The sequence below is a fragment of the Kitasatospora sp. P5_F3 genome, assembly GCF_054049135.1.
The window spans coordinates 157,912-183,161 of sequence record NZ_JBFUMY010000001.1; the positions used below are offsets into that span (position 1 = coordinate 157,912).

Genomic DNA, 25,250 nt, shown 5'->3' on the forward strand with positions numbered 1-25,250 from the left:
GTCAGCGCCCGAACGGCCGGGGCCTGGACCGGATGATCCGCCAGGCCCCTTGCTGCACCAGCAGGGTGAGCACCCCGGCGAGCACGATGCCGAGCAGGTTCAGCAGCAGTTGGACGGCCGATCCGCCGGCCTGCGCGTAGTCCCCGTACCCGAGCGCCACCGCCGCGTTGGCGGCGGCCGGCACGGTGGTCACCGAGATCGCCACCCCGACCAGGGCCCCGGCCTTGGCCGAGGTGAGCGAGAGCAGTCCGGCCACACCGGCCAGGAAGGCGACCACGAAGGACATCGCGTCGGGCTTCCAGATGAACGAGGTGTTCGGCCGGGCCGACTCGAACTGGTCCTGGGTGAACAGCCCCAGACCGTCCATCAGCAGCGAGAACCCCACGGTGAGCAGCATCGCCACCGCGAAGCCGACCAGCAGCGCGTTCAGCGACCGCAGTGCCGGGTGCAGCCTGCGCTGCACCAGTGCCACGCAGAGTCCGGCCACCGGGCCGAACTCCGGACCGACCACCATCGCGCCGACGATCAGGATCGCGCTGTCCAGCACCGCGCCGCAGGCCGCCAGCATGGTCGCCACCGCCATGAACGCCAGGTAGACGGCGGTAAGGGTGGACTCCTCGTGGGTGATCTCGGAGACCGCCTCCCAGACCAGCGCGTCCGCGCCCTCCCCCGGAGCCAGCTCCTCGGCCAGGTCGGCCGACTTCGAGATGGTCAGCTGAATCTGCTGGACGTCGATCGCCCCGCGCTCGGCCAGCCCAATCGCCCGCAGCCCGGCCAGCACCTCATCGGCGGCCTCCCGGGCCACGTCGCAGAGCACCACGTCCCCGGCGGGGCGGACCGCCGCGTCGGGCAGCAGCACCACGTGGGTGACGCCGACCCAGCCGTCCAGGTCGGTCAGTACGGTGTCGCGCAGGTCGGTGGGGACGATCAGTCGCAGATGCAGCACCGGGCAAGCCTAGACCCGGGGGATCAGCGGCTGGCGGTGGCGACGACGCCCTGTTGGACGGTCTCCACGGTCGCGCCGACGCCGAGGGTGCCGAGGGCGACGGAGGCGGCCACTGCGGCGCAGGCGATGAAGCGGCGGTGCCGCTTCGGGAGGGGGAAGCGCGGTACTTCCAGGGCCAGGGGGGCCGGGGCGGATCGAGCGTTCATGATGGTCAGCATTCCAAGGCGTTGTTAAACCGTGACGACGCCAGAGTGAAGTCTGGACGGGGGCTGGGCGTCCGGATATCGGTACCGGCGCGGCAGTCAGGATGACACCGGCCGGCCGCTCCGGCGGCGAACGGTCAGCCCCGGTCGGCCCAGTTCACTCGGACGGGGGATGCTTCTCGGGGCGCGCCCCGGACGCTACGCCGGCCCGGTGGTCGGCCATCGCGTCGCCGACCGCGACCCGGACCGCGTCCCGCAGCCCGTGCGCCGCGTGCAGCCTGGACGGGCCGGCCGCCGGGTCCTCCCGGAGCTCACGCACCAGCGCGACGCAGAGCAGCAGCATCACCACCACGAACGGCAGCGCGACCAGGATGGTGGCGTTCTGCAGCGCCGTCAGGCCGCCGGCCAGCAGCAGCGCGGCGGCCACCCCGCCCATCAGCACACCCCAGACCACCACCAGCCAGGTCTTCGGGTGCAGCGAACCCCGGCTGGAGAGCGAGCCGAGCACCAGCGAGGCGGAGTCGGCGCTGGTGATGAAGAAGGTCATCACCAGCACCACCGCGATGACGCTGGTGACGCCGCCCAGCGGCAGCGACTTGAGCATCTCGAACAGCGAGGCCTCGGCGCCCGCCGGAATGGTGCCCACCAGGTCGGCGGCGCCGGTGGAGTCCAGCCGGATCGCGGTGCCGCCCATCACGCAGAACCAGATCACGGTGGCCCCGCTGGGCACCAGCAGCACGCCGAGCAGGAACTGACGGATCGTCCGGCCGCGCGAGATGCGCGCGATGAAGGTGCCGACGAACGGGGCCCAGGAGAGCCACCAGGCCCAGTAGAAGATCGTCCAGCTGCCGAGCCAGGCCTCGTCCGTGAAGGCGCCGGTCTGGGTGGCCATGCTGGTCAGGTCGGCGAGGTAGCCACCGACCGTGGAGGGGATCGCGTCCAGCACGTAGACCGAGGGGCCGAAGAGGAAGACGAACAGCATGATCAGGCAGGCCAGCACCACGTTGGCGGTGGAGAGCCACTTGACGCCCTTGTGCACGCCGGAGAAGGCGGAGAGCACGAAGGCGGCGGTCAGCGAACCGATGATGATCAGCTGGACGTTCTCGCTGGACTTGACCGAGGTGATGTAGCCGAGGCCGTCGGCCACCTGCAGCGCGCCGAGGCCGAGGCTGGTGGCGGAGCCGAACACGGTGGCGAAGACCGCCAGCAGGTCGATCGCCCGGCCGGGCCAGCCGTCCGCGCCCTTGGTGCCGATCAGCGGGACGAACGCGGCACTGATCCGGTTGCCCCGGCCCTTGCGGAAGGTGGTGTACGCCAGCGCCAGGCCCCCGACCGCGTAGATCGCCCACGGGTGCAGAGTCCAGTGGAAGAGCGAGAACTCCAGCGCCGACTGGGCGGCGGCCGGGGTCTGCGGCTCGATCCCGGAGCCTGGCTGGGGTGCCGCGTACAGCTGGAGCGGCTCGCCGACACCGTAGAACATCAGGCCGATGCCCATGCCCGCGCTGAACATCATCGCGACCCAGGCCAGCGTGTTGAACTCCGGCTCCTCGTCGTCCCGTCCGAGCCTGATCCGGCCGAACCGGCTGAACGCCAGCAGCACGGTGAGCACCAGGAAGACGTCGGCGGCCACCACGAACAGCCAGCCGAAGTTGTGCAGCACCCAGCCGAGCGCGCTGCTGGAGACCCGGCCGAGCGAGTCCGCCGCGAACACGCCCCAGGCGACCACCCCGAGCACCGCGACGGCACTCACCCCGAACACCACCTTGTCGGTGGGCAGGGTGGCCTTGGGCTCCTCGGGCTGACTGCTCATCAACTGACTCCGGCAGGGCTACGGTCGGACAATAGCTACATTTCGTACTATGTCCGCCGCGCAGCCCCGGCGCGGGCAGGACGCGCCGAGGGGCCTGGTGACGGGCGGTCAGGCCGCCTCGTACGGCGTCAGCACCAGCCGGACCACGTCCTCGAGGCGGCGGCGGGCGTCGTCCAGCGTGGTCCGGCCGGTCACCCAGGCGGTCAGCTCGCCCTGCCAGGAGTGGCCGACGATGTGCCGCACCAGCTCACCGGCGGCCGGGGGCAGCCGGGGGCCGACCGCGTCCAGTGCCGCCCGGTCGGCCCGGGCCAGCGACTGCAGCGTCTCGCTGGCGAACGGGTCGGTCGAGGCGGCCACCGCGACCCGGAGCCGGGCCAGTTGGGGCTGTCGTTGGTAGGCGCGCATACCGTTGCGGACGAACCGCACCACCCGGTCGGTCTCGGCCTGCCCGTGCCGGGAGCCGCGCTGCTCGGCGACCAGGTCGGCGAGCAGCAGGCGGTGCCAGTCCGCGATGGCGGCGGCGAGCAGATGGTCCTTGGAGGAGAAGTACCGGTAGGCGGTGCCGAGGGCCACTCCGGAGCGCTCGCAGACGTGTTTCATCTGGAGTCTCTCCACGCCGGCCTCGTTCACCAGCGCGAGGGCGGCCGAGATCAGGCTGTTGCGGCGTTCGAGCTGACGGGGCGACATCGCCTCCACCGGCCTTGGTGACAGGTCAACCTTGGTCACCCGCACCATGATACGGGCCGGGATCGCTCGGGCGAACGACGCCTGAACTGGTGCTACCCGCGGCGCTCGCGGAGCAGTGCCTCCTGGACGGCGGAGGCCACCAGGTTCCCCTGCCGGTCGTAGAACTCGCCGTGCGCCAGCCCCCGCCCGTCCGAGGCGGACGGGCTGCGCTGGGCGAACAGCAGCCACTCGTCGGCGCGGAACGGGCGGTGGAACCACATCGCGTGGTCCAGCGAGGCGAGCATGATCCGGGCCGGTGCGGTGCGCTGGATCCGGTGCGGCTGCACGGTCAGCACGGTGGTGGAGGCGAGCGTCAGGTCGGACAGGTAGGTCAGCGCGCAGACCTGCAGCAGCGGGTCGTCCCCGGGCAGCGGGCTGCCGGTCCGCAGCCAGACGAACTGCTGTGGGGCGCCGGGCAGTTCGGGTGGCAGGCCGGGTGTGTCGGGCGGGATGAAGCGCAGCTCCAGGGTACGGAAGGCGCTCGCCAGGTAGTCCTTCGGCGCGGCCTCCGCCCAGGCCAGGAAGGGGTCGGGCAGCTCTTCGGGCCCCGGCACCTGCGGCATCGCGGACTGCCGGGCCCCCGGCGTCGGCTCCGGGAACTTGAACGAGGCGGAGAGCGTGAAGATCACCTCACCGTGCTGAACCGCCGTCACCCGCCGGGTGGCGTACGAGAACCCGTCCCTGGCCCGGTCCACCTGGTAGTCGATCGGGTGCCGGGGATCGCCGGGGCGGAGGAAGTACCCGTGCAGCGAGTGCACCTGGCGCTCGGCGTCCAGCGTCTTTCCGGCGGCGGTGAGCGCCTGCGCGGCGACCTGGCCGCCGAACGCGCGCATCGGCGCCCCGGCGTGGCAGCGGCCACGGAACAGGTTCTCGTCCAGCCGCTCGATCCGGAGCAGGTCGACGAAGGAACCGGCCGTCTCTCCGGCCTCGGGCACTCTGCTGGCGTCCATCACGCGGCACAGCGTACGCCATGCGTTCTGGAACACGTTGCAGGAATGCCCCCGCCGACTCGGGACCTCAGCCGACCACCAGCGGCCGGGAGTGCCGCCCCGAACCCGGCGGCTGCGGGAGCTCCGCCTCCGGCGCGTAGCGGGCGGCCGGAGCCCGGAGCAGCCAGGCCCGCCCCGCCGGGGCGATCAGCTGCATCCGGTGCAGCAGGTCCAGCGCGTCCCGCCGAAAGGCCGTCAGATCGGCCAGGTAGGCCCGCCGCCAGCCGGACCGCAGGCCGTACTCGTCGGTGACGTCGCCGAGTGCGCCGTCTATCAGGGCATCCGGGATCAGCACCGCCGGGGGCGCGGCCTCGCCGGACAGCGGGCGCAGCTCCTCGACCAGCCGGGCGGCCAGCAGCAGCGCGGCCTGCGCCACGGTGCCGGTGCCCGGCAGTGCCAGGTCGGTCAGCTCGTCGGCCGGGTCCAGCAGGGCGACGCCCTCGGCCCGGATCTCCGCCTCGAGCCCGAGGAACTCGGCGAACAGCTCGGCCTCCGGCTCCAGCCGGCCCTGCAGCCAGTGCCGCTGGTCCGGCGTCAGCTCGTCCAGCAGCACCACCGGCGTCTCGGCCAGCCGCCGCCGGACCGCCAGCGCGGGGCCGACCGGCGCCGGTGCGGGCAGCGGCGCGAGCGCCCTGGCCAGCTCGGGGTCAGGCACCCCGTCGGCCGTCAGCACCTGCCACTCGGTCAGTTGCCGACGCACCCCCGGCACCTCCAGCGCGGCCGGCCGCTGCTCGGCCAGGGCAGCGAGGGCGAGCACCAGGGCTGCGTACCCGCCCGGGGTCCAGGCGGTGTCGGCCGCCGGTGCCAGGGCGCGGCCGGGCAGCGGGGCCTTGTGCAGGCGGGCGTGCCGGGCGCCGACGGTCAGCGGGTAGCCGAGCACGGTGGCGAACCGCTCGGTCAGCCAGTCGGCGTGGCGGACGATCAGCGGGAAGCCCGCGCCGTGCGGCCCGTCGGCGGTGACCAGCGGCTGGGCGGCGAGCAGCCGGGCGGCGGTGCGGCGCTCGACCGCGATCTCCTGCGGGGTGCTGCCCGGGGAGTGCTCGGGCTTGCGGTGTCGGCCGCGCCGGCCGCTGACGGCGGGTGTGCCGCGCCGGGCCAGCACCCCGCTGCGGCGGCCGCCCTCCCGGGGCCGCAGGCCCGCCGGGTGATGGACCGTCGGGCCGTGCCACCAACTCAGCTCGGCCCCGGCCCGGGGCCCGTCGGGCAGCGCGCCGCCCAGGTGCCGGGCACCGTAGAGGCCGAACGCGGCGGTGAACAGCTCGTCGGCGGCCTGCTGGTCGGCAGCGGCCAGCCGGTCGGCCAGCAGCTCGGCGGCGCCCCGGCCGGTGGTCTGCGCGGGCACTCCGGCGATCGCGTCGGCGGTGAGCCGCCCCGCCCCCGTCGCGCGTCCGCCCGTTGCCACCGTCGGTGCCTCCCCGGCTCCGACCGTGTCCTCGTACCGCTCCATGTCGCCCACCAGAGTAGACGGTGCCCGAGCCCCTCCGTGGCACCCCGCAGCCGATCCGGCCGATTTCCGTCGTACTCTCACCTACGCGTCGGTAACAACCTCTTCCGCAGGCCGCCCGCTGTCACCTATCGTCCTCGGCATGCCGAACCTGCCCAACGTCGTGCTGTGGTCGATACCCGCCTTCGTGCTGCTCACCGTCCTGGAAGTGGTCTCCTACCGCTTCCATCCGGACGAGGAGGAGCAGGGGTACACCGCCAAGGACACCGCGACCAGCCTCACCATGGGACTGGGCAGCCTGGTCTTCGACACCGCCTGGAAGATCCCGATCGTGGCGATCTACTCCGCGCTGTACGAGCTGACGCCGCTCCGGGTGCCGGTGCTCTGGTGGACCGTGCCGCTGATGCTGCTGGCGCAGGACTTCTTCTACTACTGGTCGCACCGCGGCCACCACGTGATCCGGATTCTCTGGGCCTGCCACGTGGTGCACCACTCCAGCAAGCACTACAACCTCTCCACCGCACTGCGGCAGCCCTGGACCAGCGCCACCACCTGGGTGTTCTACATCCCGATGATCCTGGCCGGGGTGCACCCCGCCGCGCTGGCGTTCTGCTCCTCGGCCAACCTGGTCTACCAGTTCTGGATCCACACCGAGCGGATCGACCGGCTGCCCCGCCCGCTGGAGTTCGTCCTCAACACCCCGTCGCACCACCGGGTTCACCACGCCTCGCAGGGCGGCTACCTGGACCGGAACTTCGGCGGCATCCTGATCCTGTTCGACCGCCTGTTCGGCTCGTTCACCCCCGAGACCACCAAGCCGGTCTACGGGCTGACCAAGAACCTGAGCACCCACAACCCGCTCCGGGTGGCCACCCACGAGTACGCCTCGATCGCCCGCGACCTGGCCGCCGCCACCACCTGGCGGGACCGGGTCCGCCACCTCATCAACGGTCCCGGCTGGCAGCCGGGCCCCACCGACCGCCCGGAGGGCACCACCGCATGACCATCACCGGCCGACTCCGCACCGCCCGTGGCCTGCTGACCACCTTCGCGGCCACCTCCGCCGTGCACCTCGGGGCGATCGCCACCGGCGCGAGCGCGGTCCAGCACGCCACCAAGCCCGCGCTGATGCCGCTGCTGGCGGGGTGGGTGGCGGCCCGGGCGGAGCACGCGCCGAAGTTGTTGGTGCCCGCGCTGGCGTTCAGCACCGGCGGGGACGTGCTGCTCCAGGTCGGCGGGGAGGCCGCGTTCCTGGCCGGGATGGGCTCGTTCGCGGCGGCGCACATCTGCTACGTGACCATGTTCGTGAAGCTCGGGGCGCTGGAGGACCGGCGGCGCACGGTGCTCACCGCGCTGGCGTACGCGGCGGCCTGGGGCGTGATGATCAGTCAGCTCTGGCCCGGGCTGGGCGACCTGAAGATCCCGGTCGCGATCTACAGCCTGCTGCTCTCCTCCACCGCGGTCAGCTCGGCCGGCCTCGGCTGGCGGACCGGCCTGGGCGGGGCGCTGTTCCTGCTCTCGGACACCCTGATCGCCACCGAACTGGCCGAGTGGAAGGCCCTGCCGGGCCACGGCTTCTGGATCATGGCGACCTACGTCACGGCGCAGTACCTGCTGGCCGAGGGCACCATCCGGGCCACCCGGCCCGAGAACGTACCGCTCAGCGCCCCGCTGGCGMCGGCGGGGCGCTGAGCGACCGAGGAGAGACTCCGACGGCGGGTCAGAGCGCGGTCCGGCGCCGGAGCAGCCAGAAACCTCCGACCCCGGCGCCGACCAGGGCGCCACCGGCCACCAGGTCGGCCGGTCCTGGCCGGACCGACCCGCCCAGGCCGGTCTTCACCGGGCCGGTCGGCAGCTTGCCGCCGTCGGCCGGGGCGCCGGCCTGCGAGCCGGTCCTGACCTCGATCGCGCCGGTGAAGGTGTCGTGGTTCGGGCAGCTTCCGTCAATGCCCCAACTGGAGCTCTTGCCCGCCTTGGCGGCGAACTCCTCCTTGGAGGCGAGCAGCGCCTTGCCGCTGTACTTGCCGTCCGGACCGACCGTGAGGGTCGCGCTGCCGGTGGAGAAGGCCTGCGAGTTGGCGGTGACGGTCTTCACCGAGCTGGTCTCGCAGGTGACACTCACCGTCACGCTCTCACCGGGCGCCGCCTCGGCGGGGTGCACCCAGGCCGGCTCGACGCTCTTGGCCGCCGCGTGGGGTGCGGCGAGCCCGAGCAGGGCGATGGCGCCCAGCAGGGTGGTGGCCGTACGCGAAGCGCGCATGCCGTACCTCCAGGTTCTCGGGCGCAGCGCGGGACTCCGTCGTCGCCGTAATCGAACAGCTACACCCTGTCAGCTGTGACGCTAGGCAGCACGAGTCCGGTCGGCCACCGTTCGGGCCCATCCGGGGGGCGCACCACGGCTCAGAGGTCGAGGTCGACGACCACCGGGGCGTGGTCGGAGGTGCCCTTGCCCTTGCGGGCCTCGCGGTCCACGTAGCTGTCGGTCACCGCGTCGGCGAACGGCTTGTTCGCGTAGGTGAGGTCGATCCGCATCCCGAGGTTCTTCGGGAAGCCGAGCGCCCGGTAGTCCCAGAAGGTGTACGGGCGGTCGTACTTGAGGGCGCGCGGCATGACGTCCTGCAGCCCGGCCTCGCGCAGCGCGGCCAGCGCGGCCCGCTCGGCGGGGGTGACGTGGGTCAGCCCGGCGAACACGGCCGGGTCGTAGACGTCCTCGTCGGTGGGGGCCACGTTGAAGTCACCGAGCACCGCGAACGGGCGCTCGCCCGCCGCGTCCGCCAGCGTGGCCCTGCGCAGGGCCTCCAGCCACTCCAGCTTGTACTGGTAGTGCGCGTGGTCCACCTCGCGGCCGTTCGGCACGTACACCGACCAGACCCGGACCGGGCCGCAGGTGGCGGCGATCGCCCGGGGCTCGGTGTCGGGGATCAGTGCGCCGTCGGCCAGGAAGCCGGGCTGCTCGGGCAGGTCGCGGACGACGTCCTCCAGGCCGAGCCGGGAGACGATCGCCACGCCGTTCCACCGGCCGGTGCCGTGGGCGGCGGTCTCGTAGCCGAGCTCCTTGACCGCCTCGTACGGGAAGGCGTCCGAGGCGCACTTGAGCTCCTGGAGGCAGAGCACGTCGGGCTTGGCCGACTCCAGCCACTCCAGCAGCTTGGGCAGCCGCGCGGTGACGGAGTTGATGTTCCAGGTGGCGATGCGGACGGTCACGGCGGGCGGCCTTCCCGATGGGTGCTTCGGACGAGGGTGGGCACCCGCAGGGGTGCCCACCTCCGAACATACCGCCCGGCAGTGACAGCGATGACCCTCTGCCGGTTGGGGGGTGGGTGAAGGAGCGGCGGTGGGGTGCGTGCCTCGGCGGTGCCGAGGAGGGAGTCCATGCGGAGCATCGGCGACCGACGAGAAGCCGGCGAGGTGCGTGCCCCGGCGCCGCGACGCCGCCCCCCAACCGGCAGAGGGTCTTAGCGGGTCGGGTGGACCACCGCCGCCGAGCCACCGCCGCGGCGGGTCGGCTCGGCCGCCGCGATCCAGCGGCCGTCGGGCAGCCGCTCGACGCCGGTCGCGGCGCCGATCTCCGGGTTGAGCACGAAGCTGTGGCCGAGTGCCTCCAGGCCGGCCCGCTCCGGGCTCGCCAGGAAGGCCGGTTCGGCCTGGCTGGCGGCGGTGTTGCGCTGGCTGGCACGGGGGGCGGTGATCGCCTGTTCCAGCGTCAGGCCCCGGTCCAGGCGGCCGAGCAGGACCTGGAGCACGGTGGTGATGATGGTCGAGCCGCCGGGCGTGCCGACCGCGACCACCGGCTTGCCGTCCTTGAGCACCATGGTCGGCGAGATCGAGGAGCGCGGCCGCTTGCCGGGCCCGGGCAGGTTGGGGTCGGGCACCCCGGCGGTGGCGGGGGCGAAGGAGAAGTCGGTCAGCTCGTTGTTGAGCAGGAAGCCCCGGCCGGGCACGGTCAGGCCGCTGCCGCCGGTCTGCTCCAGGGTCAGGGTGTAAGCGACCACGTTGCCCCAGCGGTCGGCCACCGTCAGGTGGGTGGTGCTCGGGCCCTCGTGGGTCTCCGGCACCGCCTGGCCGCCGGTGGCGCAGGCGGCCGGGTGGTACGGGTCGCCCGCCGCCAGCGGGCTGGTCAGCGCATGTGCCGGGTCGATCAGGCAGGCCCTGGCAGCGGTGAACTCCTCGCTCAGCAGCTGCTGGGTCGGCACCTGGGAGAACGCTGGGTCACCGACCCACCGGCCCCGGTCGGCGAACGCGATCCGGCTGGAGTCCAGGTAGCGGTGCAGGTATTGGGTGGCGCTCACCGCGCCCAGGTCGCTGTGCTCCAGGATGCCGAGCGCCTCGCCGACCGTGGTCCCGCCGGAGGAGGACGGCGCCATCCCGTAGACGTCGTAGCCCCGGTAGTCGACGTGGGTGGGCTGACGGCGGATCACCCGGTAGTCCGCCAGGTCCTTGCGGTCCACCTGGCCCGGCCGGGCGTTCCAGCCGGAGGCCGGGTCGACCGGCGGGTGCTGGAGGGTGCGGACGATGTCGGCGGCCAGCTCCCCCCGGTAGAGCGTCTGGACTCCCTTGCGGCCCAGCTCGCGGTAGGTGTCGGCTAGTTCGGGGTTGCGGAAGGTCGAGCCGAGCACCGGCAGCTTGCCGCCGGGCAGGAACAGTTTGCTGGTGTCGGGGAAGGCTCTGAACCTGGTCTCGTTCAGCGCCGTCTGGTCCACGAACGTCTGGTCGACGGTGAACCCCCGGTCCGCCAGCTTGACGGCGGGCTTGAGGACCTCGTCCAGCCCCCGGCTCCCCCACAGCTCCAGCGCCTGGGCCCAGGTGGCCGGTGCGCCGGGAACGCCGACGCTCAGCCCGCTGGTCACCGCGTCGGCGAAGGCCAGCGGCTTGCCGTTCTCCTGGAACAGCGTCTCGCCCGCCGTCCGGCCGGCCACCTCGCGGCCGTCCAGCGTCTCCACCCGACCGGTGCGGGCGTCGTAGTGGACGAAGTAGCCGCCACCGCCGATGCCCGCCGAGTACGGCTCGGCGACCCCGAGCGCGGCGGCGGTGGCCACGGCGGCGTCCACCGCGTTGCCGCCGCGCCGCAGCACCTCGAGCCCGGCGGCGGTGGCGTCGGCGTCCACACTGGCCACCGCGCCGCCCCAGCCGACCGCCTCGGGCACCTTGGGTGGTGGGCCGCCGTGCGCCTGCGCGGGAGTGGCCAGGGCGCAGATCAGCGCCCCGGCGAGGGTGAGCGGGGCGAGCCTGGTCAGTCGCATGAGTCCTCCTGGACGGCGTCAACTCCTCGTTCTTTCACAGGCGGTGGCCGCGCACAACGCGTCTTCGCGCCACTACCCGCCAGTAGTTTCGTTATCGGTCCGGTACCTGCCGACGAGTTACTGACAGCGTGTCTGATTGGCTACCGTCCAGTCACGAGGTCCTGCACCCCCACCCACGCAGCGCCAGGAGTCCCCCATGCCCGTACGCAACCGCGCCGCCGCGCTCGCGCTGGCCACCGCCCTGCTCACCACCGCACCGCTCGCCCTGGCACCCGCCGCCCAGGCACTGACTGTCACTCAGACGGTCCAGTCCGGGCTGCGGTTCACCGACATCCCCGGCTCCGACGGCGTGGTCCTCAAGGGCAACGTCTACGAGCCCGCCGACGGCGCCGCCCGGCACCCGCTGGTGGTGCTGCCGGCCTCCTGGGGTGTCAACGACCTGGAGTACCTCGCCCAGGCGAAGCAACTAGCCGACGCCGGTTACGTGGTGGTCAGCTACACCCCGCGCGGCTTCTGGGGCTCGGGCGGGAAGATCGAGGTGGCCGGGCCGCCCGACGTCGCCGACCTCTCCAAGGTGATCGACTGGGCGCTGGCCAACACCAGCGCCGACCCGGCCAGGATCGGCGCGGCCGGCATCTCGTACGGCGCCGGGATCAGCCTGCTCGGCTCCGCCTTCGACCCCCGGATCAAGGTGGTGGCCGCGCTCAGCGGCTGGGCCGACCTGGCCGACTCGCTGTTCAGCGACGAGACCCAGCACCTGCAGTCGGCCGGGGTGTTGGCGATCGCGGGCTATCTCACCGGACGGCCCGGCAGTGAGCTCCAGGAGCAGCTGACCGCGTTCTTCGGCAGCGACTTCGAGAACGAGGCCAAGCTGCGGGCCTGGGCCGCCAAGCGCTCCGCCGCGACGTACCTGGACCGGATCAACGCCAACGGCGCCGCCGTGCTGCTCGCCAACGCCTGGGGCGACTCGATCTTCCCGCCCAACCAACTGACCGGTTTCTACGAGAAGTTGACCGGCCCCAAACGGCTGGAACTGCGCCCCGGCGACCACGCCACCGCCGAGGCCACCGGACTGGCCGGGCTCCCCAACGACGTCTGGTCCACCACCCACGCCTGGCTCGACCACTACCTCAAGGGCACCGACAACGGCATCGACCGGGCCAAGCCGGTCCGGCTGAAGCCCCAACTCCAGGACGGCTACGAGGAGTACGCCAGCTGGGCCGCCGTCACCGGCAGCACCCGGCGGCTCGGTCTCGGCGAACGCAACTGGCTGAACACCGGCTCACTCGCGGCCGGCACCGACACCGGCTGGCGCACCCCGATCGCCACCGGCCTGGACTCCGGTGCGGACGGCGGGGTGGTCTTCCTCAGCAACCTCGCCGAGCAGTTCCTCAAGCTCCCCCCGCTGGTCTCCGTCCCGCTGCTCCCCCGCCCGGTGGCCGCCGTCTGGCAGTCCGAGCCGTACCCCACCCGCCAGCAGCTGCGCGGCACCGTCCGGGTCCACCTCGGCGTCACCCCCTCCGCCTCGCGCGGCAGCCTGGTCGCGTACCTCTACGACGTGGACGCCCTCGGCATCGGCAAGCTGATCACCCACGCCCCGTACACCTTCCTCGACCACGCCGCCCCGCTCACCGCCGACTTCCCGCTCCAGGCCACCGCCTACGACGTCCCGGCCGGCCACCGCCTCGCCCTGGTCGTCGACACCGTCGACCCGCTCTACATCACCCACAACCCGGCCTGGTCCTCACTGACCTTCACCTCACCGGCGGCCGACCCGTCCTGGGTCTCGATCCCGCTGCGCGGCTAGGGCCTGGCTCACGGGGCCCCGGCGGTGCCGAAGGGGTTGTCGATGAGATAGCGCCAGTAACCGTCGGGGCCCCGGCGGGCGACGTCCGTCGCGGTGCCGGTGAGGTCGACGGGGCTGCCGTCGGGGCCCGTGCCGGTGATGGTCCAGTCGACGACCAGGAGGGCGATCTCGTCGGCGGTGTAGGTGTGCCGGACGGGCACCGCGATCGGTGCGGCCGGGTAGCGGGCTGACGCCTGGTCAGACGGCGGCCGGGTAGGCGTCGCGCAGGTCCTCGCGGTCGGCGGCGGAGAGCGGCTCGGCCGGGCCGGGGTGGCGGTCGCGGCGGCCGGTCGCGGCCGACAGGACGGTCAGCAGGACGGCGGCCGCCAGGGCCGCGTACCGGGCGGGGCTGCCGGCCGCGAGGAGCAGGCCGAGCAGGGCGCAGGCGAGGCCGCCAAAAAGGACGGGGAGCACCGGCAGGGTGGACTTCGCCGTGGTGCCGACCGCGAGCAGCAGGGCCGCCGCGGCGGGCAGCAGGAGCAGGGCGAGCCCGCCGATCAGTGACCGGTCGGCGAGCAGCAGGCCGTCGGCCACCGCGAAGGCGGCACAGAGCAGCAGACCTGCCCACCGCCCGGCGCTCACCCGGGGAATGCCGTGCCGGAGCTTCGCTATCGCTGCCACAAGCCGGATGCTAGCCGGGCTTTCCCTGCATTAGTAGGTCTTTAAACCTAATTGTTAGGGAACAGCCCGGTCACCCGGTGACCGCGCGCTCCACCCGGTGCCGCTTGATGGTCCGGAACCGCCGCGCCACCTGTCGGGCCAGGTCGGCCGCACCGACCAGACCGGCGTCGTTGCCCAGCGCCGCGTGCACGATCTCCGCCTCCGGGCGGAAACCGCGTCCGGTCAGCGTGCGCTTGAAGGCGTTCCGGGCCGGCGCGAGCAGCAGCTCCCCCGACTCCGAGACCCCGCCGCCGATGACGAACCGTCCGGGGTCCAGCGCCGCCGCCAGGTTGGCGATGCCGACGCCCAGCCAGGTGCCCACGTCGTACAGCAGCTCGGTCGCCACCGGGTCGCCGCCCCGGGCCGCCTCGGTGATCAGCGGGCCGGTCAGCCCGGCCGCCGTGCCGCCCGCCAGGGCGAGCAGCGGCTGGACCACCGGCGACTCCTCGGCGACCAGCTCCCGGGCGTCCCGGACCAGCGCGTTGCCGGAGGAGTACTGCTCCCAGCAGCCCCGGTTGCCGCACGGGCAGCGGTGGCCGCCCGGCACCACCTGCATGTGCCCGAACTCCCCGGCCAGGCCGTACCGGCCCCGGTCCACGTACCCGTCCCTGACCTGGGCGCCGCCGATGCCGGTGCCCAGGGTGAGCATCACCATGTGCTCCTCGCCCCGTCCGGCGCCGAACCGCCACTCGGCCCAGGCCGCCGCGTTGGCGTCGTTCTCCACCACCACCGGGAACCGGAGCCGGGCGCTCAGCGCGTCCCGCAGCGGCTCGTTCCGCCAGTTCAGGTGCGGGGCGAACAGGACGCGTGAGCGGTCCGCGTCCACCCAGCCGGCCGCGCCGACGCCGACCGCGTGCACGTCGTGACGGTCCGCCAGCTGGAGCACCAGGTCGACGATCACGTCCTCGACCACCTGCGGGCTCTTGCTCTTGTCGGGGGTGTCGGTGCGCAGCCGCTCCAGCACCCGGCCCTCGCCGTCCACCACGCCCGCCACCACCTTGGTGCCGCCGATGTCCACCCCGACCGTGGGCAGCCGCAGGATGCTCGCGGGCAGCGCCCGGCGCCGGCGCTCGGCCCGGGGGCCGATGCCGCCGAGCAGGGTGGGGAAGACGGCGGGGCGCTGCGGGTTGCTCAAAGGTGCTCCTTCAGCGGAGTCGGAAACGTACGGGGCCCATCCTCCCGCGCCGGATCACCGGTCCGCCTCCGGGCCCGGGCGGCCGAGCTCGTGCGAGAGCTCGGCCAGCTCGGAGCCGCCCGCCATCTCGGTGGTGAGCTGCTCCAGGGTGATCTCGGCGCGCGGGTGGCTGCCCGCCATCCGGCCCCGCTTGAGCAGGGTGAAGTGGTCCCCCACCAGGTAGGCGTGGTGCGGGTTGTGGGTGATCAGCACCACGCCCAGGCCCTCCGCGCGGGCCGCCGCCACGTACTTGAGCACCACCCCGGACTGCTTGACCCCGAGCGCGGCGGTCGGTTCGTCCAGCACCAGCGCGCGGGCGCCGAAGTGCACCGCCCTGGCGATCGCCACGCACTGCCGCTGGCCGCCGGAGAGGGTACCGATCGGCTGGTCCACGTCGGCCAGTTCGATGCCCATCCTGGCCAGCGCCTCCCGGGTGACCTCGCGCATCCGGGCGCTGTCGAGCCGGAACCGGCTGCCGAGTTCGGCGCCGAGGAAGAAGTTCCGCCAGACCGGCATCAGCGGGACCACCGCCAAGTCCTGGTAGACCGTGGCGATGCCCCGGTCGATCGCCTGCCGGGGCGAGCTCAGCCGGACCTCCTGATCCCCGATCAGATACCGGCCCTCGTCGTGCCGGTGCAGCCCCGCGATGATTTTGATCAGGGTGGACTTGCCCGCGCCGTTGTCGCCCAGCACGCAGGAGATCTGCCCCTGGCGCACCGTCAGCGAGACCCCTTCCAGCGCCCGGACGCTGCCGTAGGACTTGCCCACGTCCTCCAGTGTCAGCAGGTTCACCGGCCGCGCTCCGCCCGTTGTTTGACCCAGGAGTTGAGCAGCGCGGCCAGCAGCAGCATCGCGCCCAGGAAGAACTTGAACCAGTCCGGGTTCCACTGCGCGTACACGATGCCCTTGCTGACCATCCCGAAGATCAGCGCGCCCAGTGCCCCGCCGACCACCGAGCCGTACCCGCCGGTGATCAGACAGCCGCCGATCACCGCCGCCACGATGTAGATCAGCTCGTTGCCGACCCCCTCACCGGACTGCACGGTGTCGAACGAGAACAGCAGGTGCTGCCCGAGCACCCAGGCGCAGAAGCCGACCCCGAGGTACAGCCCGATCTTCGTCCGCCCGACCGGGACGCCGACCGCGCGGGCCGCCGCCGAGTCGCCGCCGACCGCGAACACCCAGTTGCCGTACCGGGTGCGCAGCAGCACCCAGGAGCCCACCACCACCAGACCCAGCCACCACCAGACGGTGGCCTTGAGCGTCATCCCACCCACCGTCAGCTCCGAGGCGAACAGCCACCGGCAGGAGTCGAAGCCCTGCATGTCGCCGATCGGCTTGGTGGTGACGGTGCCGGAGATCAGCTTGGTGAAGCCCAGGTTGGCGCCGGTCAGCATCAGGAAGGTGCCGAGCGTGACGATGAAGCTGGGCAGCCGGGTGCGGCCGAGCATCCAGCCGTTGAAGCCGCTGACCGCCAGTGCCACCAGCAGCGAGACCAGGACGCCGACCCAGGTCACGGCGGTCAGCTGGTAGCTGACCATCGAGGAGGTGAGCGCGGCGGTGGTGACCAGGACGCCCGCCGAGAGGTCGAACTCGCCGCCGATCATCAGCAGCGAGACCGGCACCGCCATGATGCCGATGGTCGAGGCCGCGTACAGCACGGTGCCGATCGAGGAGGCCCGCAGGAAGCTGTCGGCCACCACCGAGAAGAACACCAGCACGGCCACCGCCGCCAGCGCCGCCCCCAGCTCGGGGCGGGCCCGCCGGTGCCTGCCGGGCGGCCGGGAGACCAGCAGGTCGGAGCTCATCGGGTCCCCCGGGCGACGTACTGGGCCAGCGCGGCCGCGTCGTCCTTGGTGAGGATCTGCGGGCCGGTCAGCACCGGGCCGCCGCCGCCCAGCACGTCCAGGTTGTAGCGGTAGAGCCAGAGCAGGTCCACGCCCTGGTACCCCTGCAGGTAGGGCTGCTGGTCCACCGCGAAGCCGACCGTGCCCGCCTGGAGCCCGGTCACCACCTGGGTGCCGAGGTCGAAGGTGTCCAGCTCGACCGGCCTGCGGGCGTCCTGGACGGCCTGCAGGCCGGTCGCGGCCAGCGGGGCGCTCAGGGTGAGGACGGTGTCCACCGCCGGGTCGGCCTGCAGCTTGGCGGCGATCGCGGCCCGGGCGTCGGGCAGGTTGACCCCGTCCACGTACAGGGTCTGCAGGGTGCCGCCGAAGGCGCCCTTGGCGCCGCCGCAGCGCTGCTCCTGGCCAATGTTGCCCTGCTCGTGGATCACGCAGAGCACCGACCTGCGCCCGCGCCTGCCCAGCTCGGTGCCGGCCGCCCGGCCCGCCGTGCTCTCGTCCTGCCCGATGTGGGTGAGCGCGCCGAACCGGGCCGAGAACTCCTGGCCGGAGTTGATGCTGATCAGCGGAATTCCTGCTGCCTTCGCCTTGGCCAGTACGTCGGTCAGCGCCTCGCCCTTGGCCAGCGAGACCAGCAGCCCGTCCACCCGCTGGTCGATCGCGGCCTGGATCAGCTGCACCTGGTTCTGGGTCTGCGCGTCGTTGGAGTACAGGAAGGTGATGTTGTCCTTCGCGGCGGCCTGTTCGGCGCCCTTGCGGACGGTGTCCCAGAACGCGTCGCCCGCGCCCGCGTGGGTCACCATGGCCACCGTCCAGCGCGGTGTGTCGACCGCGCCGCCCGCCGTCGCCGCCCGGCCGCGGGCCTGTTCGGCGCGGCGGCCGCCGGTGCTGCTGCACCCGGACAGCGTCGCGGTCACCAGCAGGAGCGCGGCGAGCGGCAGGAGGACGGGGCGGAGCCGGCGGACTGACACTCCGACAGTTTCCCGTATGGGACTGTTCGAACCGGCCGACTCGCTGGGAGTCGGCCGTACCCGTTCGACGGGTACGACCATGCGAGTGGCACACTGGTCCGGGCCGTTCAGACAATTCTCACGGAATACGTGATGTTCCTCTCAGCTTTCGCCAAGGTTGGAGAGCAACTGATCACCCGTTCGGAAACGTCTGATCCCATCGAAGTGCTTCCGGGGCGATGCGGATCCGGGGCGGCGGACGATCCGGATACGAGAACTTGATGCAACTGACAGGCACACCCTTCCTCATCGTCACGATCATCCTCGTGCCGGTCTCCATCGCGGCGGCACTGCTGCTCTGGGGGCGAGTGCGCGGGCCGAAGCCGGTCCAGGTGCTGGCGAGACTGGTGATGATCCTGGTCTGTCAGGTGACGGCCGTGGTGACGGTCTTCGTGATGGTGAACAACGCCAACCTGATCTACGGCAGCTGGTCCGACCTGCTCGGCACGGGCAACCACATTCGGGCCGTGCCGAACGTCACGGCCGACGACCCGGCGGGCGGCGGCAAGGCGAGCAAGTCCCCCGAGCCGAAGGTGATCCAGTCCTTCAAGAACGTGGACGACCCGAAGGTGCCCGGTGACGTCAAGCGCACCGATCTCAAGGGGCGGCTCTCCGGCGTGGACGGCGAGGTGCTGGTCTGGACGCCGCCGCAGTACGACAAGCCCGAGTTCAAGGACAAGAAGTTCCCGGTGGTCGAGCTGCTCCCCGGCTACCCCGGCTCCTCCTCCACCTGGTACGGCACGCTGCGGGTGTCCGAGCAGCTCAAGCCGCTGATGGAGAGCGGGCAGGTGGCGCCGTTCATCCTGGTCTCGCCGCGCACCCTGCTGCTCGACAAGGGCCAGGACACCGGCTGCGCCGACATCCCCGGCAAGGTCAACGCCGACACCTGGCTCTCCCGGGACGTCCCGCAGATGGTGCTGGACAACTTCCGCGCCGACCCCTCGCCCGACCGCTGGGCGGTCGCCGGGTACTCGGCCGGCGCCCACTGCGCCACCAAGCTCGGCGCCGAGCACCCCAACCGCTACCGCGCCAGCATCAGCCTCTCCGGCTACAACGACCCCGCCCAGGAGCCCGACTCGCTCACCGCGAAGGACCCGGCGCTGCGGGAGAAGTCCAACCCGGTCAACATCCTGAAGAACGCCCCTCAGCCGCCCAAGGTCGCCTTCTACCTGAGCGGCAACAAGGGCGACGGCTACGAGGCCGCGCTCGCCCTCAAGGCGGCCTCCAAGGCCCCGACCACCGTCACCCCGGTGGAGAGCACCGGCGCCCACTCCAGCGACGTCTGGAAGCCGATGGTCCCCGACGTCTTCAAGTGGCTGACCACGATCATCCCGGCCGGCCACTGACGCACCGACACCACGCGGCCCGCCACCCCCGAACGGGGTGGCGGCCGGTCAGCGGGGCCGACCGCCCGGGCTCACGCCAGCTCGAGCGCCAGGTAGAAGTCCACCCGGTCCTCCAGACGGGAGAGGTCACGGCCCGTCAGTTCCTCGATCCGGCCGATCCGGTAGCGCAGGGTGTTGACGTGCACGTGCAGCTGGGCGGCGCAGCGGGTCCAGCTGCCGTCCGAACGCAGGAACGCCTCCAGGGTGCGGACCAGGTCGGCCTGGTGCTCGATGTCGTACGCGATCACCTTGTCCAGCAGCCGGCTGCGGAAGGCGCGGCGGACCTCGTCCGGCACCGCCGCCAGCAGCAGCACGTGCGAGGCGAGCTCCTCGGGACCGGCCACGCAGATCCGGCCGACCCGGGCGGCGGCGATCCGGCGGGCGTGCCGGGCCTCCTCCAAGGCGCCGCGCAGGCCGCCCGCTTCGGCGGCGGGGGCCGAGACGCCGAGGGTGATCCGGCCCTCCGAGCCGAGGCCGGCCTCCAGCGGGGCGAGCAGGTCGCGGAGCGCGTCGGCGGGCACGGCGGTGCCGGGGGCGGGCAGCACCACCACGGCGCCGGTGCCGGCGCCCGCGACCAGGGCGCGGTCGGAGGAGTCGGTGAGAGCTTCCTCCAGGATTGAACGGACCGCACCGTCCGGCAGTCCCGTCCCTTCCGCACTCAGCACCAGCCAGGACCCTTCGGCCTCGGCGGGCCCCACGGCGGCGCCCTCGTACCGGGCGGCCATCGCGGACGAGGCGTACAGCGTGCGGCTGATCTCGGCCGGGTCGGCGTCGCGCTGAAGCAGCGTCAGCACCTCGTCGGCGAGCCGGCGGCGCAGTCGGCGGCTCTCGTCCCTGCGGGTGCGTTCGGCGGCGGCCAGCCGGGCCAGGTTGTCAGCGAGCTGCTGGCGCTTGCCGGTCCATTCGGTGACGTCCCCGGCGACCGCGAGCACCCAGTCGGCCAGCGAGGCGTCCGCCTCGGTGGAGGCGGGGGCGGGGATCAGCGAGTACGAGCCGCTGGCGAGGCGGGCCCGGTGCGGGGGGCGGCGGCGCTGGCGCTGGGCGGCCAGGTGGGCCCGGACCAGCTGGTCCCGGTCCTCGGCGGAGAGCCGGTCGGCGGGCCCGGCGATCACCCGGCCGGTGGGGGCGAGCACCCAGCAGTCCAGGTCGATGTCGCCGCCGAGCATCTCCAGCACGGCGTCGAGCCCGCCGCCACCGGCGGCGGAGACCAGCAGGCGGTGCCGGTCGACCAGCGCGGCCAGGTCGGCGGCCCGGTCGACCGAGACCTGTCTGCCGATGAACTCGGTGACGGTGCCGAAGGCGATGTCGTCGGGCACGGCGAGCAGCGGCATCCGGTGCCGGCGACAGGCGTCCACCAGATCCTCGGGCACCGGGCCGACCTCGGCCTCGCCGGCCGCCAGCGCGACCGCGCCGCCCGCCACGATGGTGCGCACGAAGCGCTCGGAGTCCTCCGGGCCGGTCCGCCAGAGCATGCCGGTGAGCACCAACTCACCGCCGTGCAGGTAACGGCCGGGGTCGTGCAGGTCGGTCGTCATCACACCGCTGACCTGCCGGTCGAGCTCGTCCTCGGCAGCGAGCAGCCGCAGCCTCGGTGCCCCGGGGGCGAGCAGGTCTCGGACGCGCATCCGCCGACTCCTTCGTCTGATCTGGTGGTTTCGGTGGGCCAGTGTGCCCCAGGTCGGGCGATCGGTGTTACGTATCAACCCGGCGCCGGGTCACGGGGCCATAGCGTCCGAATCACGGCCGGATTACGGTCGTAAGTGGTGGCGCGCACTTCGCTGTACAGGGCAATTGTCCGCCTTAGAGGAACGTACAGGATGCCGGGCGACAGCGAGGTGAGGGCTTCATGCCATCGGTGACTGCCTCCGGGAGAGCGGTCGGCGGTTCACTGGCAACACGCCGCCGGACACACCCCGGTGACCAGGACTCAACGCCGAGGCAACGAGGCGGTAGCAAGGTCCGATACACCGAATACCGGGCACTGTGCCCAACTGTCCGGCTGGCGACGACTTGAGGAGAGACCCGCATGGAGTTCCTTCGGCCCGGTACCTGGGACGAGGCGCTCGCGGCGAAGGCTGAGTACCCGACCGCGCTGCCGATTTCCGGCGGCACGGACGTCATGGTCGAGATGAACTTCGACGTGCACCGGCCATCCGCGATTCTCGACCTGAACCGCATCACCGAGCTGACCGAGTGGTCGAACGACGGCGACGTCGTCAGGCTCGGCGCCTCGGTCCCCTACACCCGGATCATCGACGAGCTGTCCGGGCCCCTCCCCGGTCTCGCGCTCGCCTCGCACACCGTGGGCTCGCCGCAGATCCGCAACCGCGGTGGCGTCGGCGGCAACCTCGGCGGCGCCTCGCCCGCCGGTGACGCGCACCCCGCGCTGCTCGCCGCCGGACGTGACGTCTTCGTCGAGGCCACCTCGGTGCGCGGCACCCGGATGATCCCGATCGACGAGTTCTACGTCGGCGTCAAGCGCAACAGCCTGGAGCAGGACGAGCTGATCCGCGCCGTCCACATCCCGGTGGCGGACGGCCCGCAGCAGTTCTCGAAGATCGGCACCCGGAACGCGATGGTCATCGCGGTCTGTGCGTTCGGCTTCGCGCTGCACCCGAAGAACGGCACGGTCGGTACCGGGATCGGCTCGGCTGCCCCCACGCCGCGCCGCGCCGTGGAGGCCGAGGAGTACCTGCAGGGCGTGCTCGCCGAGCGCGGTCTGTGGGAGTCGGGAGACCTGCTGGGCGCCGAGGTGATCCAGCGGTTCGGTGAGCTGGTGAAGGCCGCCGCCTCGCCGATCGACGATGTCCGGGGCACCGCCGACTACCGGCGGCACTCGCTGGCCGTGATGGCCCGCCGCACGCTGACCTGGACCTGGAACGACTACAGCAAGCAGATCAGGAGCGCGGCATGAGGGTCACTTTCACCGCCAACGGCAAGCCCGTCGAGGCGGACGACGTCTGGGAAGGCGAGAGCCTGCTCTACGTGCTGCGCGAGCGGGTCGGCCTGCCGGGCTCCAAGAACGCCTGCGAGCAGGGTGAGTGCGGTTCCTGCACGGTCTACCTGGACGGCACCCCGGTCTGTTCCTGTCTGGTCGCGGCCGGTCAGGTGCAGGGCCGCGAGGTCCGCACCGTCGAGGGCCTGACCGACGAGAACGGCGAGCTGGGCCTGGTCCAGCAGGCGTTCGTCGACGCGGGCGCCGTGCAGTGCGGCTTCTGCACCCCCGGTCTGCTGGTGCAGACCGACGCGCTGCTCGCGGACGAGCCGCAGCCGAGCGACAACGACATCCGCGAGGCGCTGTCGGGCAACCTGTGCCGCTGCACCGGTTACGAGAAGATCATGGACGCGGTGCGGCTGGCTTCCGCCCGCAAGTGCGCGAAGGCGGCCTCCGAATGAGCACTCGTACCATCCAGGGTCAGAAGAACCTGCAGGACATCCGGACCTCCAGCCCGGACGGCATCGGCGGCTCGCCGCTGCGCCCGGACGGCAACCTGAAGGTCAGGGGCGAGTTCGCCTACTCCTCCGACATGTGGCACGAGGACATGCTCTGGGGCATGGCACTGCGCTCGCCGCACCCCCGGGCCAACCTGCTGAGCGTGGACATCTCCGAGGCGCTCAAGGTGCCCGGCGTCTACGCGGTGCTGACCCACAACGACATCCCGGGCTCGAAGTTCTACGGCCTGGAGATCCAGGACCAGCCGGCCCTGGCGATCGACAAGGTCCGCTACCACGGTGAGGCGATCGCGCTGGTCGCGGCCGACCACCCGGAGACGGCCCGCCGCGCGGTGAAGAAGATCAAGGTCGAGTACGAGGTGCTCACCCCGATCGTCACCGAGGAGCAGTGCCTCGACCCGCAGACCCACGGCTACGTGCACGAGCCGCACGAGTACAAGTCGCACGGGTACGACAACATCTGCCACGAGCAGAAGCTGGTCTCCGGCCTCGGCGTGACCGACGAGGTCCGCGCACTGGCCGACGTGGTGGTCAGTGGCCACTACGAGGTCGGCATGCAGGACCAGGCCTTCCTCGGCCCGGAGTCCGGCCTCGCGGTGCCCTCCGAGGACGGCGGCATCGACCTCTACGTGGCCACCCAGTGGCTGCACGTGGACCGTCAGCAGATGGCCCCCGTACTGGGTCTGCCGGAGGAGAAGGTCCGGCTCACCCTGGCGGGTGTCGGCGGCGCCTTCGGCGGCCGCGAGGACCTGTCGATGCAGATCCACGCCTCGCTGCTGGCGATGCACACCGGCAAGCCGGTCAAGATCGTCTACGCCCGGGACGAGTCCTTCTTCGGCCACGTGCACCGCCACCCGGCCAAGATGTACTACGAGCACGGCGCCACCCGCGACGGCAAGCTGGTCTACGCCGACGCCCGCCTGGTGCTGGACGGCGGCGCGTACGCCTCCGCCTCCCCCGCCGTGGTCGGCAACGCCGCCTCGCTGGGCCACGGCCCGTACGTGATCCCGAACGTGCGGATGCACGCGATCGCGCTCTACAGCAACAACCCGTCCTGCGGCGCGATGCGCGGCTTCGGCGCGGTCCAGGCGGCCTTCGGCTACGAGTCGCAGATGGACAAGCTGGCGGCCGAGCTGGGCATCGACCCGGTCGAGCTGCGGCAGCTGAACGCGATGTCGGAGGGCGACCACATGCCCACCGGCCAGCTGATCGACTCGCCGGCCCCGGTCGCCGAGCTGCTCCAGCGGGTCAAGGACATGCCGCTGCCGCCGCCGCTCGACCTGGACAACCTGGACATCCGGGCCGTCCCCGGCGCGCTGTCCAACACCTCGCACGGCGAGGGCATCGTCCGCGGCATCGGTTACTCGGTCGGCATCAAGAACGTCGGCTTCTCCGAGGGCTTCGACGACTACTCCACCGCCCGGGTCCGCCTGGAGGTGATCGGCGGCGAGCCGGTCGCCATGGTGCACACCGCGATGGCCGAGGTCGGCCAGGGCGGCGTCACCGTGCACGCCCAGATCGCCCGGACCGAGCTCGGCGTCGAGCAGGTCACCATCCACCCGGCCAACACCGAGGTGGGGTCGGCCGGTTCGACCTCCGCGTCGCGGCAGACCTACATGACCGGTGGCGCGGTGAAGCTGGCCGCCGAGGCGGTCAAGCAGGCGCTGATCACCAAGGGCCGCCGGCGCTACGGCTGGACCCACAACGACATCGACCTGGTCGGTGGCAAGGTGGTCTCCGAGTCGGCCGGCGCGCTGATCTCGATGGTGGACCTGCTCGGCGAGGAGGCCATCGACCTCACCCGCGAGCACCACCACCGTCCGACCGTCCCGTTCGACAAGGAGACCGGGCAGGGCTTCGGCCACGTCCAGTACACCTTCTGCGCCAACCGCGCGGTGGTCGACGTGGACGTCGAGCTGGGTCTGATCAAGGTGGTCGAGCTGACCGCCGTCCAGGACGTCGGCAAGGCGCTCAACCCGCTCTCGGTGGTCGGCCAGATCCAGGGTGGCTGCACCCAGGCACTTGGCCTGGCCGTGATGGAGGAGATCATCGTCAAGGACGGGAAGGTGCGCAACGCCTCCTTCACCGACTACCTGATCCCCACCATCCTGGACACCCCGCCGATCCCGGTGGAGATCCTCGAACTTCCCGACCCGAACGCCCCGTACGGGCTGCGCGGTGTCGGCGAGGCCCCCACCGTCTCCGCCACGCCCTCGATCGTCGCCGCGATCCGGGCCGCCACCGGGATCGCCCTGAACCGGATCCCGGTCCGGCCGGAGCACCTCACCGGCACGCTCTAGCCACCAAGCCTCCCCGGGGCGGCGACCGTCTTCCCCGCCGCCCCGGGGCGCACCACACAGCAGAACAGTTGACGCACCGTCAAGCACCATCGCTGCCGCCTCTCCCACGCCGGGGTTCTGCAGCAGTGCGTACCACCCCGCACCCGCTTGAGTGTGCACCTCGTGAGTCGAACAGTCCCCCTGTGCCTCCTCCAACCGGCAAATCAGGTCGACTCGCCCA

At 72.2% G+C, this 25,250-nt stretch carries 23 protein-coding genes; 7 read left to right on the forward strand and 16 right to left on the reverse strand.

What is annotated here, in order from left to right; genetic code table 11:
* Position 1 precedes the first annotated feature (1 nt).
* The 6 genes from ACXJMZ_RS00590 to ACXJMZ_RS00615 form a co-directional block, all read right to left on the reverse strand.
* Positions 2-946 (reverse strand): DUF389 domain-containing protein, encoded by a 945-nt coding sequence (locus ACXJMZ_RS00590; protein WP_457027947.1) that lies wholly within the window; start codon positions 944-946, stop codon positions 2-4.
* A gap of 23 nt (positions 947-969) precedes the next feature.
* Complete coding sequence (locus ACXJMZ_RS00595) at positions 970-1,152, reverse strand: hypothetical protein (protein WP_457027948.1); 183 nt, start codon at positions 1,150-1,152, stop codon at positions 970-972.
* A 154-nt stretch (positions 1,153-1,306) separates the two neighbouring features.
* Positions 1,307-2,959 (reverse strand): BCCT family transporter, encoded by a 1,653-nt coding sequence (locus ACXJMZ_RS00600; RefSeq protein WP_457027949.1) that lies wholly within the window; start codon positions 2,957-2,959, stop codon positions 1,307-1,309.
* A 108-nt stretch (positions 2,960-3,067) separates the two neighbouring features.
* Entirely contained in the window at positions 3,068-3,685 is a 618-nt protein-coding gene (locus ACXJMZ_RS00605) for a TetR/AcrR family transcriptional regulator (RefSeq protein WP_457027950.1), read from the reverse strand.
* A 53-nt stretch (positions 3,686-3,738) separates the two neighbouring features.
* The gene (locus tag ACXJMZ_RS00610) at positions 3,739-4,635 is read right to left on the reverse strand and encodes an acyl-CoA thioesterase (RefSeq protein WP_457027951.1); all 897 of its coding nucleotides are present in this window, start codon (positions 4,633-4,635) and stop codon (positions 3,739-3,741) included.
* Between the two features lie 67 nt (positions 4,636-4,702).
* The gene (locus ACXJMZ_RS00615; protein WP_457027952.1) at positions 4,703-6,121 is read right to left on the reverse strand and encodes a DUF2398 family protein; all 1,419 of its coding nucleotides are present in this window, start codon (positions 6,119-6,121) and stop codon (positions 4,703-4,705) included.
* Positions 6,122-6,260: 139 nt separating this feature from the next.
* On the opposite strand from ACXJMZ_RS00615, the gene ACXJMZ_RS00620 reads away from it, so the two are divergent.
* A complete protein-coding gene (locus ACXJMZ_RS00620; RefSeq protein WP_457027953.1) occupies positions 6,261-7,121 on the forward strand; it encodes a sterol desaturase family protein in 861 nt (286 codons plus the stop codon).
* On the forward strand, positions 7,118-7,810 hold the full coding sequence (locus ACXJMZ_RS00625; RefSeq protein ID WP_457027954.1) for a lysoplasmalogenase: 693 nt from the start codon (positions 7,118-7,120) through the stop codon (positions 7,808-7,810). The genes ACXJMZ_RS00620 and ACXJMZ_RS00625 overlap by 4 nt, the downstream gene beginning before the upstream one ends.
* Before the next feature lie 28 nt (positions 7,811-7,838).
* Here ACXJMZ_RS00625 and ACXJMZ_RS00630 read toward each other — a convergent pair whose 3' ends face one another.
* The 3 genes from ACXJMZ_RS00630 to ggt form a co-directional block, all read right to left on the reverse strand.
* Positions 7,839-8,378 (reverse strand): hypothetical protein, encoded by a 540-nt coding sequence (locus tag ACXJMZ_RS00630; protein ID WP_457027955.1) that lies wholly within the window; start codon positions 8,376-8,378, stop codon positions 7,839-7,841.
* Positions 8,379-8,518: 140 nt separating this feature from the next.
* Positions 8,519-9,322, reverse strand: coding sequence for an exodeoxyribonuclease III (locus ACXJMZ_RS00635; RefSeq protein ID WP_457027956.1), 804 nt, complete (start codon positions 9,320-9,322; stop codon positions 8,519-8,521).
* Positions 9,323-9,573: 251 nt separating this feature from the next.
* Complete coding sequence (ggt, locus tag ACXJMZ_RS00640) at positions 9,574-11,358, reverse strand: gamma-glutamyltransferase (protein ID WP_457027957.1); 1,785 nt, start codon at positions 11,356-11,358, stop codon at positions 9,574-9,576.
* Positions 11,359-11,554: 196 nt separating this feature from the next.
* Between ggt and ACXJMZ_RS00645 the strand changes: the two genes are divergently transcribed.
* Complete coding sequence (locus ACXJMZ_RS00645) at positions 11,555-13,165, forward strand: CocE/NonD family hydrolase (protein ID WP_457027958.1); 1,611 nt, start codon at positions 11,555-11,557, stop codon at positions 13,163-13,165.
* 8 nt (positions 13,166-13,173) lie between these two features.
* On the opposite strand, the gene ACXJMZ_RS00650 is transcribed toward ACXJMZ_RS00645, so the two are convergent.
* From ACXJMZ_RS00650 to ACXJMZ_RS00675, 6 genes are all read right to left on the reverse strand, one after another.
* The gene (locus ACXJMZ_RS00650) at positions 13,174-13,365 is read right to left on the reverse strand and encodes a YybH family protein (protein ID WP_457027959.1); all 192 of its coding nucleotides are present in this window, start codon (positions 13,363-13,365) and stop codon (positions 13,174-13,176) included.
* Between the two features lie 37 nt (positions 13,366-13,402).
* On the reverse strand, positions 13,403-13,825 hold the full coding sequence (locus ACXJMZ_RS00655; protein WP_457027960.1) for a hypothetical protein: 423 nt from the start codon (positions 13,823-13,825) through the stop codon (positions 13,403-13,405).
* A 70-nt stretch (positions 13,826-13,895) separates the two neighbouring features.
* Entirely contained in the window at positions 13,896-14,999 is a 1,104-nt protein-coding gene (locus tag ACXJMZ_RS00660; RefSeq protein WP_457027961.1) for an ROK family glucokinase, read from the reverse strand.
* Positions 15,000-15,053: 54 nt separating this feature from the next.
* The gene (locus ACXJMZ_RS00665; RefSeq protein WP_457028049.1) at positions 15,054-15,860 is read right to left on the reverse strand and encodes an ATP-binding cassette domain-containing protein; all 807 of its coding nucleotides are present in this window, start codon (positions 15,858-15,860) and stop codon (positions 15,054-15,056) included.
* Complete coding sequence (locus ACXJMZ_RS00670; protein WP_457027962.1) at positions 15,827-16,846, reverse strand: ABC transporter permease; 1,020 nt, start codon at positions 16,844-16,846, stop codon at positions 15,827-15,829. The genes ACXJMZ_RS00665 and ACXJMZ_RS00670 overlap by 34 nt, the downstream gene beginning before the upstream one ends.
* A complete protein-coding gene (locus tag ACXJMZ_RS00675; protein WP_457027963.1) occupies positions 16,843-17,853 on the reverse strand; it encodes a substrate-binding domain-containing protein in 1,011 nt (336 codons plus the stop codon). The genes ACXJMZ_RS00670 and ACXJMZ_RS00675 overlap by 4 nt, the downstream gene beginning before the upstream one ends.
* A 305-nt stretch (positions 17,854-18,158) precedes the next feature.
* Here ACXJMZ_RS00675 and ACXJMZ_RS00680 point away from each other — a divergent pair, with 305 nt between their 5' ends.
* The gene (locus tag ACXJMZ_RS00680) at positions 18,159-19,238 is read left to right on the forward strand and encodes an alpha/beta hydrolase (RefSeq protein WP_457027964.1); all 1,080 of its coding nucleotides are present in this window, start codon (positions 18,159-18,161) and stop codon (positions 19,236-19,238) included.
* A 71-nt stretch (positions 19,239-19,309) separates the two neighbouring features.
* Here ACXJMZ_RS00680 and ACXJMZ_RS00685 read toward each other — a convergent pair whose 3' ends face one another.
* Complete coding sequence (locus tag ACXJMZ_RS00685; RefSeq protein ID WP_457027965.1) at positions 19,310-20,902, reverse strand: PucR family transcriptional regulator; 1,593 nt, start codon at positions 20,900-20,902, stop codon at positions 19,310-19,312.
* A 401-nt stretch (positions 20,903-21,303) separates the two neighbouring features.
* On the opposite strand from ACXJMZ_RS00685, the gene ACXJMZ_RS00690 reads away from it, so the two are divergent.
* From ACXJMZ_RS00690 to pucD, 3 genes are read left to right on the forward strand one after another with little or no spacing between them, the layout of a single operon-like run.
* A complete protein-coding gene (locus tag ACXJMZ_RS00690) occupies positions 21,304-22,191 on the forward strand; it encodes an FAD binding domain-containing protein (protein WP_457027966.1) in 888 nt (295 codons plus the stop codon).
* Positions 22,188-22,673, forward strand: coding sequence for a (2Fe-2S)-binding protein (locus tag ACXJMZ_RS00695; RefSeq protein WP_457027967.1), 486 nt, complete (start codon positions 22,188-22,190; stop codon positions 22,671-22,673). Before ACXJMZ_RS00690 ends, ACXJMZ_RS00695 begins: the two co-directional genes overlap by 4 nt.
* Positions 22,670-25,030, forward strand: coding sequence for a xanthine dehydrogenase subunit D (gene pucD / locus ACXJMZ_RS00700; protein WP_457027968.1), 2,361 nt, complete (start codon positions 22,670-22,672; stop codon positions 25,028-25,030). Before ACXJMZ_RS00695 ends, pucD begins: the two co-directional genes overlap by 4 nt.
* The last annotated feature ends 220 nt before the right edge of the window (positions 25,031-25,250 follow it).